The sequence below is a fragment of the Pontibacter brevis genome (genome assembly GCF_054779655.1).
Genome location: NZ_BAAGXV010000058.1, coordinates 1 through 17,483, shown reverse-complemented (window position 1 = coordinate 17,483; position 17,483 = coordinate 1). Strand labels below are relative to the sequence as shown.

Sequence of the window (17,483 nt, the reverse complement as noted above, 5' to 3'; positions counted from 1 at the left end):
GGCCTCATCAGGCCCTCAACTTCAGAGCTCCGGTTGATTTATTGGAAGAAATTGTAAATTGAAAAGTCAACTTTCAAATGGCTCAAAATACGGGGGAGCTTACAAGCTTACACTTGCTGCTAACCCTTGGCTTGTATTATTAGGTTTGGTGGTAACCATCATTGGTACCGTGTCTAGTTTTGTCTTTTACTATAAGGGTAAGAGAAAAAAGAGCCTGTCATATATGGTGAACACATTCAACTTAGTTACAGACACGCTCAATAAGGTTAAAGGTATTAGTGTTACTTATGATGGTAAGCTTGTCACTAATTTGTCAGTGACTAAGTTCATCATCTGGAATAGTGGTACTGAGACTATCAATGGTGATGATGTTCCTAAGAAGAACAGGTTAAGAATAGATGCTCTTGATGGTGTTGAGATTTTAGACCATAAGGTGTTACATATAGGTAATGACTCTAATGATATAACCTTAAAACCTGCTGAGTTAGTTGATTATGATGATGGTACTAAGTCTATAGATATTAATTTTGAATATATTGACCCTTATGAAGATGTTGTAATTCAGTTGTATCACACTGGTACACTCTCTAACCAGTTAACTCTTAATGGTAAAGTCAAAGGTATCACAAGAGGGTTCACTCAAATCTATGAATATGGTGATAGGGGTATGTTGGGGCCAATGCCTAACGTTGTACTTGCTCCTAAGTTTTCAGACAGAATAACTTATGCAATTGTTGGTGTTTTGCCTTCTCTCCTTGGTGGGTATCTCGTATTTAAGTTCAGTAGCTTTGGTCAACCAGAATTAGTGAACTTTTCAATTTTGGCACTCTTTATTTTCTTAACAACTACCGTTTATGGTATTTATTATCTCAGGATGGCAATAAAAAGAGTACCTAAGGGTTTCAGATTGATGTTTAAGGATAATTAGTGACACTTTAAAACTAAAAGAGGTAGCTTATTAGTGCTTGTAAAACTCTTACTTAAAATGTAATAGTCAGTATGTAGGCTGACATTCTCTGGCATTTAATAGTAGCTTACCTGACAATCTCCACCTAACATTTTTCTTTCGTAATCCCCTCTCACTAAGCTATGGAGGGGTTGCAAAAGAAAAATAAACTGCAAGCTTTATGTTATCAAGATTAGCAGTAGTGTAAGGTCAAGTAGTGGCAATTACAAATCATGCCTCTCTTTTCATTACGACCTTGACCTATTTAAGCTGTATTAGCTCTACACAGAGTCAGTACAACATAGCTACTTGATGGGCTGTCTTCCTTGGAAGGCAACAAAAGAGGCTACCTTATTCGGGTAGCCTTTCTTGTAACTTTCATAAAGGCGAGCTTGCAACTAAGGCACCTGTTTCTTTCGTTGAAAGTAAGATAAAATAAGGTAACACATGAAGTTATTAATATCAATCATATACTCATAACCCCAAAGGCATTGGTCATAACCTCAAGCTTACGTTTCTTGCTTACCTTGATGTACTTCACAAGGCTTGTGTAAGAAGTGTGTGCAGTAAACTGCTGTATTTCGCTTATCTGGTAATTCTCAGCAAGAACACTGATAAAGGTGCGTCTGCATAACGAGGGTTTGAACAGCTTATACTTAGGTACCACCTCAACATTCGTCTTTTTATCAGCTTTTTCAATGATGCGGTTAACAGGTTCGTGATAAGGGTAAGCCTTATCACCCTCATCTGTCAGCAGGTAGAATTTCTTAGCCAGTTCTTTCAGAGAACGGTTATAGCAATCTCTGTTACCCAAGTTAAAGAGTCTCTTGTTCTTGTCAGTCAGGTCAGGGTTGTGTCTGTGAATTATCTCTACTACAAGCGAATGCATCGGTATAGTAACCTTCTTCTTTGTCTTCTTTGTGTAGATGGTTATTTCTTTGTTCTCGAAATCGCAGTTACTAACAGTGAGCCTTGAGAAGTCTGAGAACCTTAATCCACCTGTAAGGCAGTTAGCAACGAATGCGTCCCTATTCTTATTCTGCTTCTTATGCTTGAAGTCGAATTTAGAGAAAGCTGCTAGCTCTTCAAGAGTCAAGGCAAAGTCAGTCAAGTTCTCATAGGTTGAGACCCTTAGAGAGAGCCTAATAAGCTGAAACATATCAGAGCTTAGTTTCTTCTCTAAGAACAAGTACTTACAAAAGTTTTTAAATGTAGCTACAGTAAATGCGTAAGAGGCTTTACTAAGCTTGAGCTTGCTTGAGAGGTGGTGATTAAGCTTGCTCAGGAACACTACGTTGATATCTTCAACAGACGTATACTTGTTAGCCTCTAAAAAGCCTTCTAAACGCTTCCTAAATACAGAGCTATACTGTTGAAGGCTACGGCCTGAAATATTGTCTACGTTTTGCTTATAGGTTATATAGCTATCTAAATTGAGGTCAAACTCTAAGCTCTTGTCTGTCTCATTGCTTTTAGAGTTAATAAACTCCCTTTCATAGAGCCTACTTACTACACTGACAGTAGCTCTCTTCTTCTCAAAGCTCTCAAGTCTGTGAACAGTTTGAACAAACCAGTTATAATACTGCTGCAAGGCCTTAGTCTGGTGCTTGTCAGGCTTCATCTTAAGTGTGTAGACTAACCCATTCTCGAGGTCAACTAATTCAGGTTGTTCACATGTAATAGCAGGCTTAATAGCGAATAGCTTTCTTTCGCCTGCATAGGTGTAAGAGATGTAGACTCTCTTGCTTTTCAGAATGATTTTGACTCCCATGTTTAGTTAATTAAGTTGTGGAACGCTTAACTAAAATGAGACACTCTTAACAGAACCCTTACTCAGAAGATAGGCAGCTATCGTAAAAGAACGGGTGTTTTAACTTTTGCTTCACTAAATTTCATGAAGCCCATTCTTAATGTTACTTCCAGCTTGGTCGCAATTTGGTCGCAATTTGGTCGCAAATCTCTCTCTTTTTGGTCGCAACTTCCGTCAGTTACCATTCAGTAACTGACTAATTACCAATTAAATAAGAGAATCATTTTTCATCGACTGCAAATATACCTTTTGTACACAACAACAAAGATTTAACAGCACAAAACTTAGTGAAGCGAAGCAAAACGTCTTTCTTTTTGTAGTAGCTGCCTATCTTTGTGGTATACGCTATCCCTTAAAATGTACCGACCCATGGAAAAAACAATCAGGCAGGTTTTAGACAGAATAACAGGGTTGCCACTTACTAAAACCACCCGTAATGAGTTGGTGCAGTATTTCCACTTCGGCAGCACGCACTACACAACACCACAAGGCCTGGTGCTGGACATAGGAGAACTCACGCTGGCTGTAGATTGCCCCTGGCAACTGCAGCAGCCGGATGGTACTGCTATCAAACACAACGAGGTTTTTATGCGCAAGCGCGAAGCCGGCTTGCCCTCCCCTAAGTTTGACTGGAAAATACCGGGTGCCAACCTGCGCGACCAGCGCCTGATGGAGCTTGTGAAAGAAAACAAAAACCTTGTAGTGGAGCGGGTGGAGCTAACGGGGAACTTCGGGCTGACGCTGTATTTTTCTGACAGCGCCACGCTTACAGTCTCTCCTGGCTTAGAAAAACCGGCAGCGGAATACTGGCAGCTGTTCAGCAACACCGGCGATGGCTTGAAAGCAGGGGCTGGCAAAGACGGTTATTTGCTATAGCCTTCAGCTGCCTTTTTGCGGTCAGTAGGATATCGCCTGTCCTGGCAACTTTTCCTGTGGCGGCATAGTATGGTTCTACAAAGCAGCTGCCTTGAACCTACGCCTTCAACTTTTCGAACTGGAAGACCAGCAGTGGTTTCCGCACACCATCCGGCAGGGGATGCTGGACTTCCTTCGTTTCATGATTTCTAAGCTGGGTGCCTATAAACCCGCCTTACCCTTGCTACAGGAGTTATTGGAACGCACCGGCGAACGCCACATGACAGACCTGTGTTCTGGTGCCGGAGGCGGTATAGAAGGTGTGCAGCAGGCGCTCAGCCAGCGCATGGGCACTACCATCCGCATCACCTTTACCGATCTTTACCCTAATATAGAGGCATACAGATACCTGCAGCAAAAATCGGGAGGTGCGCTTGATTTTATACCAACACCTGTTGACGCTACCGCCGTGCCGGAGAATATTACCGGAGTGCGTACCATTTTCTCGTCTTTCCATCACTTTCCGCCTCCTGTTGCGCGGGCAATATTGCAGGATGCGGCTGAAAGCAAATCTGCTATCGGTATTTTTGAAGGAGCCAGTAAAAGCTGGTTTGAGTTGCTGTTGCTGTGGCTGTTTTTTCCGGCAGTCATCCTTACCGTGACTCCCTTTATCCGGCCGTTCAAACTCAGCAGGCTCTTCTTTACGTATATCATTCCGCTCATTCCGCTGGGTATTATCTGGGACGGCACCGTGTCGCTTTTCCGGATATACACACCACGCATGCTACAGCACATGACAAAGGAGATACCCACTCCCGGTTACACCTGGCGCACCGGCAAGGCCGGCACCCGCCCCGGCAAGCACGTGATATACCTTATTGGCTATCCAAAGATATAATTTTAGAATGTACGGCTTGTTTTTGTATATTGTGTATTAACTAGTTACACGCGGATATACAGGCTTTAACCTCTATTACCATGTCAGGCACGCTCAACCACCACAGCATCCATGCAAACGGCTTAGCCAGAAGCTACCGCAGTGCCTTCACGTTGATGCGCGTTCCTTTTTCTATCTACCTGATGCCCATTTTCTGGTTTGCGTTGAGTACGGTTATGCAGTATGATGTGTGGCGGGCAATAGCTGTGTTCCTTGTCCTGCACCTGTTGGTGTACCCGGCAAGCAACGGCTACAACTCTTACTATGACCGTGATGAGGGCAGTATCGGGGGGTTGAAGCACCCGCCAAAAGTAACGCAGCAACTGATGCACCTCGTACTGCTGTTTGACGTATTGGCTGTTATTTTCAGCTTTATGTTGTCGCCGCTTTTTGGCATACTCGTAATCCCCTACCTGCTTATTTCCAAAGCATACAGTTACGAAGGTATCCGCCTGAAGAAATACCCATTCCTCAGCACGCTTATCGTCACTTTTTTCCAGGGGGCTTTTACGTACCTGATGGTGCAGATAGGAGTTGGATTCACCCTTTCAGAGGTGCTGCTGCCTTCCAACGTGTGGTTTGCCCTCGTCAGCACGCTTCTACTTTGTGGCTCCTATCCTCTCAGCCAGATTTATCAGCACGAGGAAGACAGCCACCGAGGAGACCGCACCCTGAGCTTAGTTCTGGGTGTGAAAGGCACCTATCTCTTCGCAGCCATTAGCCTTAGCCTTGGCACCGCACTGCTGCTCTATCTTTATTTGACAACGAGTCAGGCAAAGAACATCTTTATCTTCCTGTTCTTTACCGCGCCCATCCTCTACTTCTTTACAGGCTGGATGCGAAAGGCGAAGCACGACCTGCAGGTAGTAAATTATGAAAACACCATGCAAATGAACAAGCTGTCGTCTCTCTGCATCAGCCTGGCTTTTATCTGTATCATTGTGGTAAGGTTGTACCTGTAGCACAGGCATAACTTAAGCCTGCGGCATCGTATACAGGTAAAACCACCTTGTACTTATGAAGTTCCTCTACGCTGTACTTGCTGGCTTAGCTGCCACGGCCGCCATGACGGCCTTTCTGTACCTGCTTTCCTACGCCACCCACCGGGTTATGAAGGTGACGAAGATATTGGGTACAATGCTGCTGTTTCGGACACAGCCGGACGGGAGCCTTTCAGATGCAGGAAGCACCAGAGTAGTTGGCAACCTTGCGCATTACGCCGCAGGGATTTTCTTTGCCCTGATGTACCTCGCAACATGGAATTCCGGTGTGGGTTTGCTCACTGCCTCCTGGGGACTGTTCCTGGGCTTGGGGCACGGCATTATCGCGATGGTGGTCTGGTATTTCTTTTTCATGGTACACCCAAAACCGCCACTGCTGAAGCTAAAGACTTACCTGGTTACCCTGATTTTTGCCCATGTCATTTTCGGCTTCGTCGTTACTTATACTTTTCACCAGCTCACGCTACCAGCATACAGCTTTTGGCAATAGGAAGCGAGGGGGTTGTTCACACTTTGTACTTAAAGCAAGCAGCCCGCTTACCTTTCGGCAAGCGGGCTGCTTTGTAACTTATAAGTTGTGCTAAGCGAAGACTTAGCCGTTCATCGAGATCAGGAACTCTTCGTTGCTCTTGGTACCTACCATTTTGTCTTTCAGGAACTCCATTGCTTCAATAGAATTCATGTCTGACATAAACTTACGCAGGATCCAGATACGGTTCAGTTCGTCCTTATCCATGAGCAGGTCTTCGCGGCGAGTACCAGAAGCAGGCACATCGATAGCCGGATACGTACGTCTGTTCGCCAGCTTGCGATCCAGTTGAAGCTCCATGTTACCGGTACCTTTAAATTCTTCAAAGATAACTTCGTCCATTTTAGAACCTGTGTCGATCAAGGCAGTGGCGATGATGGTTAGTGAACCTCCGTTCTCCACGTTACGGGCAGCACCGAAGAAGCGCTTCGGCTTGTGCAGTGCGTTGGCATCCACACCACCTGATAGGATTTTACCAGATGAAGGAACAACTGTGTTGTAGGCACGGGCAAGGCGGGTAATGGAATCCAGCAGGATAACCACATCATGGCCGCACTCAACCATGCGCTTGGCTTTGTCCAGCACAATGCTCGATACTTTCACGTGGCGCTCAGCTGTTTCGTCGAAAGTAGAGGCAATTACCTCTGCGTTCACGCTGCGTGCCATGTCTGTTACTTCTTCCGGACGCTCGTCGATCAGCAGGATCATCAGGTATACTTCCGGGTGGTTTTCAGAGATAGCGTTGGCAATCTCCTTCAGCAATACTGTTTTACCAGTTTTTGGCTGTGCCACAATCATACCGCGCTGGCCTTTACCGATAGGGGCAAACAGGTCAAGTACACGGGTTGAAATCTGGCTTGGTCTTGTGGTCAGTTTCAGGCGCTCCTCCGGGAAGAGTGGCGTCAGGTGCTGGAACGGGATACGGTCACGGATTTCTTCTGTGGTGCGGCCGTTTACCGTCTCCACCTTCAGCAGGGCAAAATACTTCTCTCCTTCTTTCGGAGGGCGGATCTGGCCTTTTACAGTATCTCCTGTTTTGAGCCCAAAAAGTTTGATCTGTGATGGTGATACGTAAATATCATCCGGAGAGGCAAGGTAGTTATAATGCGTAGAGCGCAGGAAACCATACCCATCCTGCATCAGCTCCAACACCCCCTCGTTTAGGATGATACCATCAAATTCTTTGAAGTTGTTGCTATTTGCCGCCTGCTGTTGCGTGTTACGGCGCTGGTTAGAGTCATTTCTGTCGTTGTTGCCCCTGTTATCGTTGCGGGAATCTCTGTCATTCCTGTCGCTGCGGCTGTCATTTCCACGGCTATCGTTACGGGACTCTCTATCGTTGCGCTCACTGCGACTGTCATTGCCGCGGTTATCTCTGTCGTTGCGGCTATCTCTGCTATCGCTGTTACCTCTGTCCTTGCTATCGTCACGGTGCACGCGCTCACGGTGGTTTTGAGAACCATGGTCTTTAGCTGGAGCCGGCGTAGGCACTGCAGCAGTGGCAGTAGCACTTTCATTACGAGCGGTAGCCTGCTCACGTGGGCGTCTTTCTCTTTTTGCAGGGGCAGGTTTTGCAGGGGCAGGGGCAGGCGCTGGTGTTGGCGCTACTTCTTCTGTAGCAATTGCACTTTCAGGTGCTTCAACCCTGCTTGCCGAGGTAACTCCGGCTGAGGACTTGTACTTCTTTGGTAATTTTTCAGGAGGGGTAACGGCTTGCTGATCAAGTATCTTATACACAAGGTCTTGCTTACTTAGCTTCTTAAAGTTCTTAACACCTAAGTCCTCAGCAATTTCCTTGAGTTCTGAAAGAAGTCTATCTTTCAATTCATCAATATTATACATAAATAATGGTATGGTAGTTTATTAACCTGCCAGATCGCAATTGAGCGAACGCAGCGAGAATTCTGTTATCAACAATCAGGAAAAATAGAATAGGTTGCGAAAGAGTCAGAGAGGCACAGGGAAGGGCCTTTCAGTAATTGTAACGCAATGTTATTGCAATGCCTTATAATTAACAAATATTACGGAGTATTTAATAAAAAAAGTTTCAGTTTTTTGCGAAAAGATTTCGCAAATGCCTCTATCTCCTCAAAAAAGTATATTTTTGTGGAGATACATAACACCCAACTATGCTACAGTTAACAGTTTTAAGAGAACAGACAGCCCAGGTAATTGAGGGTCTGAACAAAAAAAACTACAAAAATGCGGCCGAAGAAGTGAATACTCTTCTGGACCTTGACCAGCAGCGCCGCCAGGTACAAAGCGAGCACGACGAGCTTCAAAGCAGAGCTAATTCCATCTCCAAAGAGATTGGTGTACTGATGAAGAACGGGGAACGCGAGAAAGCTGCAACCTACAAGTCCGAAACTACCGAACTGAAGCAGAAAACGAAATCCTTGGCAGAACAGCTGACAGCTATAGAGGAGCAAATACAGCAGGCTTTATACAAATTGCCAAACCTGCCGCACGAGAGCGTGCCTGCAGGTAGAACAGCAGAAGACAATGAAGTAGTTCTCCAGCACGGTGAAATTCCGCAATTGTTTGAAGGCGCGCTACCGCACTGGGAACTGATCCAGAAGTATGACATCATTGACTTTGAGCTTGGAAATAAAATATCCGGGGCAGGTTTTCCTGTGTATAAAAAGCAGGGAGCACGCTTGCAGCGCGCGCTCATTAACTTCTTTTTAGATGAAGCCATTAACGCAGGCTATATGGAGGTGCAACCACCCATCCTGGTGAACGAAGCATCAGGCTATGGCACCGGTCAGCTCCCGGACAAGGACGGCCAGATGTACCATGCCACTGCTGATAACCTGTACCTGATCCCGACGGCAGAAGTACCCATCACCAACATTTACCGTGATGTGATTGTGCCAGCGGAGCAGCTGCCAATTAAAAATGCCGGCCATACGCCTTGCTTCCGCCGTGAAGCTGGCTCTTGGGGTGCTGACGTGCGTGGGCTGAACCGCCTGCACCAGTTCGACAAGGTGGAAATTGTACAGGTTACGCTGCCTGAAAAGTCTTATGAGGCGTTGGACGAAATGAGCCAGCACATACAGCGCCTGCTGCAAAAACTGGAACTGCCCTACCGCGTGCTGCGCCTGTGCGGCGGCGACATGGGCTTTACCTCTGCCCTCACCTACGACATGGAAGTATATTCCACTGCCCAGGGCCGCTGGCTGGAGGTTAGTTCTGCCTCTAATTTTGAAACGTACCAGGCCAACCGCCTGAAGCTCCGTTACAAAACAGAATCCGGCAAGACACAGTTGCTGCATACGCTGAACGGCAGCGCGCTGGCTCTGCCTCGCATTGTAGCCGCGATACTTGAAAATAACCAAACGCCCGATGGCATCAACATGCCAAAGGTGCTGCATCCTTATTTAGGATTCGAGAAGATTGGCTAACGTGGAGATTTGAAGATGGTGCTCCACAAGCAGAAACAGAACAGCCGCTGAAAGATAAATTCAGCGGCTGTTCTGTTTTCTGTTACTAATGAGATGTATAGCCGTTATGTTTTTTTAACCATAGCCGTCAGGCTAACCGTAAAGTGTGGCACCAGGAGAAGGCTTAAGCTGTCCTGTAGTTGTGGAATAGCACCCCTTTCTATGCTTCTAGACACAGATGCAGAAACAGCGGTGCACAACACCTTCAAACAGTTCAAAGTCGTGTGCCCTGACACGTGCTGCATGTATCGTTTTGCAGGTTTCAGGCTTTACTTCGCAGCCTCCAGCAGAGGCTCATCCTTTTTCTTATTCGCTTTTACCAGAGTTACTACCAGCAGTACCAGCGCCACAGTCATACCTACAGCATAAGAAACGTTGACAGGCAAGCTGAATCCCTCAGGGGCCACCAGAATGTAAGAAGTAGCCACGGCGGTCATAAACACGGCAGGCACCAACGTTACCCAATACAGTTTTCTTTCCTGTATCAGGTAAGCGGTAATCATCCACAATACCACGGTTGCCAGCGTTTGATTTGTCCAGGCAAAGTAACGCCACACGATGCCGAAATCGAATAATGTGAGGCCGTAGCCAGCAAGGAACAAAGGAATACTGATCAGCAACCTGTTTTTGAAAGACTCTTGCTTCAGCTTCGTGAAATCTGCCACTATAAGCCGTGCACTTCTAAAAGCAGTATCACCTGAAGTAATAGGAGCCGCCACTACACCAAGCAGGGCTAAAACGCCGCCAATCTTACCAAGCAAGGAATTCGAAATGATACTCACTACATAAGCAGCATTTCCCTGTTGCTCCACAAGCGTATTGTTTAGCTCCCGAACACCACCGAAAAAGCTCATGCTGATGGCAGCCCAGATCAGGGCGACCACACCTTCTGTTATCATAGCGCCATAAAAAATGCTTCTGCCTTGCTTCTCGTTCGTCATGCAGCGGGCCATCATCGGCGACTGCGAAGAATGGAAACCCGAGATTGCGCCACAGGCAACCGTTACAAAAAGCATCGGAAAAAGCGGGAATTTCTCTGGCGTACTATGCATGTTGGTCAGGTTTGCCATGGTCAGCTCAGGTACAGGCAAGCCTTGCGCAAACATTACAACCATAATACCTACAGCCATAAAAAGCAGCGCTACCCCAAAAACAGGATACAGTTTACCTATTACTTTATCGATTGGCAGTACCGTAGAAAGTACATAATAGGCAAAGATAATCCAGATCCACATGCTTGCACCGCCGCCGATACCGTCTGTCATGCCATCCAGAATTTTAGCGGGTCCCATAATAAACACAGCACCCAACATAATCATGAGGATGATGGTGAACACGCGCATCAGCTGTTTCATACCAACGCCAAGGTAACGGCCAGTGGTTTCTGTTACGCTCTCACCATTGTGCCGAAGCGAAAGCATGCCCGAGAAGTAATCGTGCACACCGCCCGCAAAAACAGAGCCCAGCACAATCCAAAGAAAAGCTGATGGCCCCCACATGGCACCTGCCACCGCTCCAAAGATAGGCCCTAGCCCAGCGATGTTCAGAAACTGGATGAGGAAGATTTTCCACTGCGGCATGGGTACATAATCAACGCCATCGGCCATGGTAATGGCCGGTGTTTTCTGTTCCGGATTTACCCCAAAGATCTTTTCGATAAACTTAGAGTAAACTAAATAACCCAAGAGAAGGGCAACTATAGAAAGAAAAAAAGAAACCATGATTGCAGTGTATGTGATACGCTAATGTTTACGCAAATAGAGCAAGAGGCGTAGGTGCGTAAATTGCACAAGTAAGTGCACAATCAAAGCAACAAATCTCCAGATTAGCCTCCAAACTGCTCCTGATACTGCTGATAGTAGTTTTTTAGTTTATACTTCTTCAGCGCGTTTTTGGCTTCTTCCAGTTTCTGCTCTGTTAGCTCCTGCGCCTGCAACAGTGGCAGCAACTGCACTTGCTCATCGGTGTTTTCCTCCAACCGCGCATACACCTCCTGAAACACCGGGGTCAGCGAAAGCTTATTCTTTAGCACACTGACATAATTTACGGCTACCAGCTTTTCCAGCGCCTGTTCTACTTCCTTCAGTGTGACCACAGTGCCCTCTATGGCATCGGCCATGAGCAGTACATCCTGCAGGGTGGCTCCTCCCTCTCCGCCCGTAGCCAGTAGCAGGGCCTCAAGGAACTGCGCATCAGCCTCATCCCAGGCTAAGTTATACTTCGGCATATTCAAACTTCCTCATTTTCAAACTTTAAATTTCCGAACGGAATATCGCGCATGCATTTAAAATGGCCTTGGGGGCACTTGCTATAGCCAATTTTAGAGCAGGGGCGGCAGCTGAGGCCATGCACCTCCAGCACTTTATACTTCGTCCGGAAAGGGTACATGCCAAACTCCGGTATGGTATTGCCCCACACGCTGATAATGTCTTTCTGAAAAGCAGCCGCAATATGCATCAGGCCGGTATCATGGCTGACTACCTTCTCCGCCTGGCGCACCAGCGAGGCAGAGCCGTTCAGGTTATACCTGCCACAGGCGTTGTATATCTTTGTGCGCTGTTCGTTGCCAGTTGTCCGGGTTTGGAAAAAGCTTGCTATTTCATCGCCGGTAGCGGCATCTTCTTTTCCACCTAAGAGAATCACGGGTTGCAGCAGGTGCTCGCACAGCTCAATGATGCGCTCGGTGGGCAGGCGCTTAGTGTAATGCTGTGCCCCAATGGCAAAGGCTACGTAACCTTCCCGAAAGGGAACTGGCAGCGTTTGCAGGTCTACCTCGTCTTTGGCAGGTATAAAGTAGTCAAGCCCTTTACCATCGTCTTTCACACCAAGTGCAGCGGCGGCATCTAAATAACGCTGCACAATGTGCACATCCGGCAGGCGGTTGAGCTTGAAATTGACCATGAGCCATTTTTCATAGTTCAGCTTTTTGAAGCTTCTTCCTGGCTTGCCCAATCGGGCCCGGATAACACGCGTGCGCAGGTTGTTGTGCAAATCAACTACATAGTCGAAGTTCTCCGCCTTCAGCTGTTGCACCAGTTCTTTGAGGCTGCCGCTCAGCACATGGGTTTTGTCCACATAAGGGTTGTGCTCCAGTATATTTTTGAACGCCTGCTTGGTAGTATAATGCACCTCCGCCCCAGACACCTGCTGCTTAATGCAGCGCACCACGGGTGTCGTCAGCACAATGTCACCTATGGAGGAAAAACGTAAAATCAGGATTTTAGGCATTCTTTACTTTATCTTCTCCTTCCGCTCTTTGAAGTACTTTTCTACCTCCTCCACAGATTTAGCATTGAAGGTCATTTCTTTTGTAAGACCTCCTTTTCTGCCAACAAGCACACCGTACTTCATATCGTCGTAGCCGTTGACATGGTGGGCGTCCGGATTTATGCTCAGCATCACACCCTTTTCCAGCGCATACTGCACCCAACGCCAGTCTATGTCCAGGCGCCATGGGTTAGAATTTATCTCGATAATGACATTGTTAGCAGCACAGGCATCGATGACCATTTTGTGGTTGATGGGGTATCCTTCGCGGCGCAGCAACAGGCGCCCTGTCGGGTGGCCCAGTATGGTTGTGTAAGGGTTTTCGATGGCAGTAATAAGGCGCGCGGTGGCTTTCTTCTCGTCCATGTTCAGGCTGCTGTGGATGGAGGCGACAATAAAGTCAAATGTCTTCAGGATGTCTTCGTCATAATCCAGCGAGCCATCTCCCAGTATGTCAGATTCTATTCCCTTGAAGATTTTGAACGGTGCCAGCTTTTTGTTCAGCTCGTCTATTTCCTTTTGCTGCCGCAGCACGTCTCCCTCACGAAGGCCTCCGGCATAAGAAGCTGTTTTGGAGTGGTCGCAAATCCCCAGGTACCCGTAGCCCATGTCGCGGCAGTGGGTGGCCATTTGCTCCAGGGTATGGGCGCCATCAGAGTAGGTGCTGTGGTTGTGCAGGCTTCCTTTCAGGTCTGACAGTTCCAGCAGCTTTGGAAGCTTGTTTTCCATAGCCAGCTGCAACTCATTTGTGCCTTCACGCAATTCAGGCAACACATACGCCATTCCCGCCGCAGCATAAATATCCTCCTCTGTTGCGTGCTTCTCCTGCCGTATAACCGCCATCATACACTTGCCCGCTGCAAAGACCTGTGTCAGGTGGGCTGCAGATGCGGAACGTGTCAGCAGCTCGTTGGCAAAGCAAGCTTGTGGCGCAAGATATATTTCAGTGCTCAGGCCGCTCACCGTGTGCTTTCCGCGCCATGCCAGCGGTCCGGAGGCTTTCTCATCCTGTTCCAGCACTTGTAATTTGTTGAGCGTATCAGCAGCATTGGCAGGGGCATCGGTTGCCAGCACCAGCTGCAGCTGCTCTACAATCTCCATGCGCCGGCGCACATCACCAGCCAGGCTCACCTGCGTCCCTGGAAAGGCTTCTTGTACTCTTTGCAGCAATTCTTCTGCAGCAGACTCGGCTTCGGCATAAAGCAATTTGCCACGGTTCTGCTGCGTAAAGAGCAGCGCCTGTTTGATGTTTTCCTGTGTTTTGGCGCCAAAGCCTTTCAGCTTGCTTACTTTATCCTGCTCGCATGCCTCCAACAGCTCTTCCACCGTTTCGGCTCCAAGCTCTTTCCAGAGGTTGCGCACTTTCTTTGGGCCAATGCCTTTTATGCGCAGCATCTCCACCACGCCGGGCGGTGTGGCCGCCAGCATCTGGTCCAGCTCCTCAAAGGAACCTGTGGTGTTTATTTCTACAATTTTGGCGGCAATGCCCTTGCCTACCCCGCTTATCTCTTCCAGCTGCGCCTGGCTCATGCCTGCCAGTGGCGCCTCTACCAACCCCAGTGCCCCCACCGCATTCACGTAGGAGCGTATCTTAAATGGGTTTTCTTCGTGTAGTTCCAGCAATTCAGCTGAAAGCTTGAACAGTTTTATGATATTTTTATTTTCCAAGGCTCTGTTTCGTATACTTACAAAGATAGAAAATGCCGTTGAACCTTGCCTGTCACATGACTTATATTCACCTGCTGCCCTTACACTTTTGGCCTGGGCTAGCGCTTACGGGCTAAACGGCCATGGCACACAGTGTTTTAAATTAGGAGGCTTCTATATAAAAGAAGAAATGCCTAACTTAGCCCTATAAACGTTTTTCAAAGCATGAAAAAAGCATCTTTGCTCTGCCTGCTGTGCCTTGTGCTGGTAGCCGTTACCTGCAAAAAGAGCGACAAACTGGCAGCAGCGCTGATTGATAAAACCTGGCTGCATTCTTTTGAGGAAGATGCAGGCGACACGCTCGTGTACCGCCCGAACACCTATGATTTTCCCCCGTCGCGTGGCCGCACCGGTTTCACACTGGAATCTGGCGGCGTAATTAAACGCTACGAAATTGCCCCTACCGACGGGCTGGAGGAGAGGCTGGGAGAATGGGAGCAACTGAACAAGCGTAGCGTTCAGATACGGATGAGTCCTGACAGTAACCCGCCACAGCATTACCAGGTGCAGATTATTTCGCTTGAAGATAATGTTCTGAAAATCAGAAGGCAGCCCATACCAGGAAATGACTGATCCCTGACTTACCGCAACAGGAGCCCTTTTGTTTATTAACCGGAAGAACAGTCATAAACCCAAACCTGCTCTTATGTACACCAGGCTACCCCTTAAAATCAGGATTACGATTATAGCAGTGCTGACTGCCCTGTTTATCTTCACATTGGCAGTGACCAATATTGAAAACCTGCTGGGTGGCCTGATTGGAGGTGTTCTCGTGGGTTTGTTAATCTCTGAGTTGGGCATATACCTGCAGCGCCGGGCAGAATAAAAGCGGCCTTCCCTGCTACTTCCATTTCAACAAATTACTTATACAAACAAATGCAACACTGGCTTGTAAAATCAGAACCTGAAAAATATGCCTGGGCCGATTTAGTAAAAGACGGCAAAACGATGTGGGATGGCGTGCGCAACTACCAGGCACGCAACAACATGCAGCAGATGCAGCCCGGCGACTTAGTATTATACTATCACAGTGTATCGGAAAAGGCTGTGGTAGGCATCGCTAAAATAGAAAAAGCCGCTTACCCTGACCCAACCACCGATGATGACAGATGGGTAGTAGTGGATTTAGTGCCTTTCCGGGATTTTAAAGAGCCCGTAACACTGGAACAGATAAAGCAGGACAAGCGCCTGGAAAACATTGCGCTTCTGCGCCAGTCGCGCCTGTCGGTGATGCCACTTACCGGAGAGGAGTTTGATGTACTACTCGCACTGGGAAATTAGAGCAGATCTCTAAAAACTAGTCCGCCATAACAACGAACAGCAGCTAAATTCAGTACAATGAATTAGCTGCTGTTTTATATTTACCCGTACCTAATAGCATTAACACCCTGTTATTTATGGTTCTTGTTCGTTACCTGCTCACCTGTATTTTCATACTTCTGTTGTTTCCGTTGCTTGCCCAGGAGCCAAAGCAGCCAGTGCGCCTTGAACTGTCCTTTGACCTGGAAACAACTGACGTGGAAGTAATTGCCCTGCCCGACAGTTCCCTGTTAATGTATCACAAAACTGGCGGCCTCTGGCAAACGGAGGCTACATTCAACTTCACAAAACTTGATCACCAGCTTGAGCAGGTGTGGTCTGACACTGTTAAGATTCCTTCTAAAAGCTACTACATCCGGCACTACATAGAGGCGCCTTACACTTACCTTGTGTTCGGAGAGGAGGACCCGCAGGAGTATACATTTGTGAGGCTCCACAACACGACAGGAAAACTGCAGCACAGCCACTATGAACTGGACCCAATTGATGCCGTATACGAGTACAATGTACTGCAGGGCAACTACTTCATAATTGGCCGAAACAAAAAGGACGGGAAACCTATGCTCCTGCACCTGAACACCGGCACTAATAAAATAAAGCAGCTGCCATCTGTGTACGGGGAAGAGTCTTCTTTTTCCGATCTTCTGGCAGATCCCGTCCATGGCCGTGTAGATGCTGTGCTGTCGGAATCCAATGGGCGCATATCGCGGCTGCAGGTGAAAAGTTTTGATGCACGAGGCATGCTTCTACGCAGCCATTTTATTTTACAGCAGGAAGACAAAAGCCTTGTGAACGCCGAGATTACCCCCGGCGACAGTACCCAAAAAATGCTTTTCGGCACGTATGGCACCCGTGACCTTCGCTCAAACCAGGGCTTTTTCACGACGCCCGTTACCACCACTGTTGTGGATGAGGAGGGCAGGTTTTACAGTATGCTGGAACTAAAGAACTTTTTCAAATACCTGAAGCCCCGCCAGGAGGAGCGTACCCGCCGCAGGGAAACCGCCCGCCTGAAATCAGGAAAAAGCCCAGGATACCGTTACCGCCTGCTGCTCCACGACCTTATTCCCACACCAGATGGCTATATTCTGCCAGCAGAGGTATACTACCCACAGTACCGCAGTTCCAACACGAACTGGGGGCTCGACCGCACTTTCTCTATTGGCCGCCAGGAAGAAGCCTATAAACGGACACATGCTGTAGCGTTAGGATTTGACAAGCAGGGAAAACTGCTGTGGGACAATACCTTTCCGCTGCAGGATATAGCCACTTACCAGCTCGTACATACCGTAGAGGTAGGTCATTTACCCGATGGCCGGGTGGTAATGGCTTATCCAAAGGCAGAAAAGATTATATACCAGATCATGAACCGCAGCAAGTATGAGGAGGAGGATACAGAGTTGGAGATACTCACTTACGAGGAAGACGAGAAAATTCAGGAAACAATAGAACCTGGCATAATAAGGTGGTACGGCAACAGCTTCGCAGCATTTGGTTTTCAGCGTATTAAACCCAAAGCCCAGGCTTCCCGCACTGTCTTTTATATTAATAGAATTGACTTTGATTAGGTCGTGTTGACAATTAATGAATGATTTTGTTTTACTGTTGTTTAAGTTTCAAAAAGCTTATGCGACGTTACGAAATCAGCGACTATGACTGGCAACGCCT

Annotated in this window: 16 protein-coding genes; 10 read left to right on the top strand and 6 right to left on the bottom strand. The window is 47.5% G+C overall.

The features are described from left to right. Positions 1-58 precede the first annotated feature (58 nt). The gene (locus ACYVB1_RS13560; RefSeq protein ID WP_460924314.1) at positions 59-928 is read left to right on the top strand and encodes a hypothetical protein; all 870 of its coding nucleotides are present in this window, start codon (positions 59-61) and stop codon (positions 926-928) included. 484 nt (positions 929-1,412) lie between these two features. Here ACYVB1_RS13560 and ACYVB1_RS13555 read toward each other — a convergent pair whose 3' ends face one another. Continuing rightward, positions 1,413-2,717, bottom strand: a complete 1,305-nt coding sequence (locus ACYVB1_RS13555) for a tyrosine-type recombinase/integrase (protein WP_460924313.1) — start codon at positions 2,715-2,717, stop codon at positions 1,413-1,415. A gap of 408 nt (positions 2,718-3,125) precedes the next feature. Here ACYVB1_RS13555 and ACYVB1_RS13550 point away from each other — a divergent pair, with 408 nt between their 5' ends. From ACYVB1_RS13550 to ACYVB1_RS13535, 4 genes are all read left to right on the top strand, one after another. Beyond that, the gene (locus tag ACYVB1_RS13550; protein WP_460924312.1) at positions 3,126-3,632 is read left to right on the top strand and encodes a hypothetical protein; all 507 of its coding nucleotides are present in this window, start codon (positions 3,126-3,128) and stop codon (positions 3,630-3,632) included. A gap of 91 nt (positions 3,633-3,723) precedes the next feature. After that, entirely contained in the window at positions 3,724-4,509 is a 786-nt protein-coding gene (locus ACYVB1_RS13545) for a class I SAM-dependent methyltransferase (protein WP_460924311.1), read from the top strand. An 80-nt stretch (positions 4,510-4,589) separates the two neighbouring features. Further along, positions 4,590-5,510 (top strand): UbiA family prenyltransferase, encoded by a 921-nt coding sequence (locus ACYVB1_RS13540; protein WP_460924310.1) that lies wholly within the window; start codon positions 4,590-4,592, stop codon positions 5,508-5,510. Positions 5,511-5,565: 55 nt separating this feature from the next. Further along, entirely contained in the window at positions 5,566-6,039 is a 474-nt protein-coding gene (locus tag ACYVB1_RS13535) for a hypothetical protein (protein ID WP_460924309.1), read from the top strand. A 102-nt stretch (positions 6,040-6,141) separates the two neighbouring features. Here ACYVB1_RS13535 and rho read toward each other — a convergent pair whose 3' ends face one another. Next, the gene (gene rho / locus ACYVB1_RS13530; protein ID WP_460924308.1) at positions 6,142-7,920 is read right to left on the bottom strand and encodes a transcription termination factor Rho; all 1,779 of its coding nucleotides are present in this window, start codon (positions 7,918-7,920) and stop codon (positions 6,142-6,144) included. A gap of 287 nt (positions 7,921-8,207) precedes the next feature. Here rho and serS point away from each other — a divergent pair, with 287 nt between their 5' ends. Next, a complete protein-coding gene (gene serS, locus ACYVB1_RS13525) occupies positions 8,208-9,482 on the top strand; it encodes a serine--tRNA ligase (RefSeq protein ID WP_460924307.1) in 1,275 nt (424 codons plus the stop codon). A 308-nt stretch (positions 9,483-9,790) separates the two neighbouring features. Here serS and ACYVB1_RS13520 read toward each other — a convergent pair whose 3' ends face one another. The 4 genes from ACYVB1_RS13520 to ACYVB1_RS13505 all read right to left on the bottom strand — a co-directional run bounded on the left by ACYVB1_RS13520 (position 9,791) and on the right by ACYVB1_RS13505 (position 14,456). Then, positions 9,791-11,242: a carbon starvation CstA family protein gene (locus tag ACYVB1_RS13520; protein ID WP_460924306.1), complete on the bottom strand. Its 1,452-nt coding sequence runs from the start codon at positions 11,240-11,242 to the stop codon at positions 9,791-9,793. 104 nt (positions 11,243-11,346) lie between these two features. Further along, positions 11,347-11,748: a hypothetical protein gene (locus tag ACYVB1_RS13515; protein WP_460924305.1), complete on the bottom strand. Its 402-nt coding sequence runs from the start codon at positions 11,746-11,748 to the stop codon at positions 11,347-11,349. A gap of 2 nt (positions 11,749-11,750) precedes the next feature. Beyond that, positions 11,751-12,749: a glycosyltransferase family 9 protein gene (locus ACYVB1_RS13510; protein WP_460924304.1), complete on the bottom strand. Its 999-nt coding sequence runs from the start codon at positions 12,747-12,749 to the stop codon at positions 11,751-11,753. Between the two features lie 3 nt (positions 12,750-12,752). Further along, the gene (locus tag ACYVB1_RS13505) at positions 12,753-14,456 is read right to left on the bottom strand and encodes a helix-hairpin-helix domain-containing protein (protein WP_460924303.1); all 1,704 of its coding nucleotides are present in this window, start codon (positions 14,454-14,456) and stop codon (positions 12,753-12,755) included. 204 nt (positions 14,457-14,660) lie between these two features. Here ACYVB1_RS13505 and ACYVB1_RS13500 point away from each other — a divergent pair, with 204 nt between their 5' ends. The 4 genes from ACYVB1_RS13500 (at position 14,661) to ACYVB1_RS13485 (ending at position 17,383) form a co-directional block, all read left to right on the top strand. Further along, positions 14,661-15,068 carry a hypothetical protein gene (locus ACYVB1_RS13500; protein WP_460924302.1) on the top strand — a complete coding sequence of 136 codons (408 nt, stop codon included), beginning with the start codon at positions 14,661-14,663 and terminating at the stop codon, positions 15,066-15,068. A gap of 73 nt (positions 15,069-15,141) precedes the next feature. Then, the gene (locus ACYVB1_RS13495) at positions 15,142-15,321 is read left to right on the top strand and encodes a hypothetical protein (RefSeq protein ID WP_460924301.1); all 180 of its coding nucleotides are present in this window, start codon (positions 15,142-15,144) and stop codon (positions 15,319-15,321) included. Between the two features lie 50 nt (positions 15,322-15,371). Further along, a complete protein-coding gene (locus ACYVB1_RS13490) occupies positions 15,372-15,776 on the top strand; it encodes an EVE domain-containing protein (protein ID WP_460924300.1) in 405 nt (134 codons plus the stop codon). Between the two features lie 116 nt (positions 15,777-15,892). Next, positions 15,893-17,383: a hypothetical protein gene (locus ACYVB1_RS13485; RefSeq protein ID WP_460924299.1), complete on the top strand. Its 1,491-nt coding sequence runs from the start codon at positions 15,893-15,895 to the stop codon at positions 17,381-17,383. Positions 17,384-17,483: the final 100 nt, after the last annotated feature.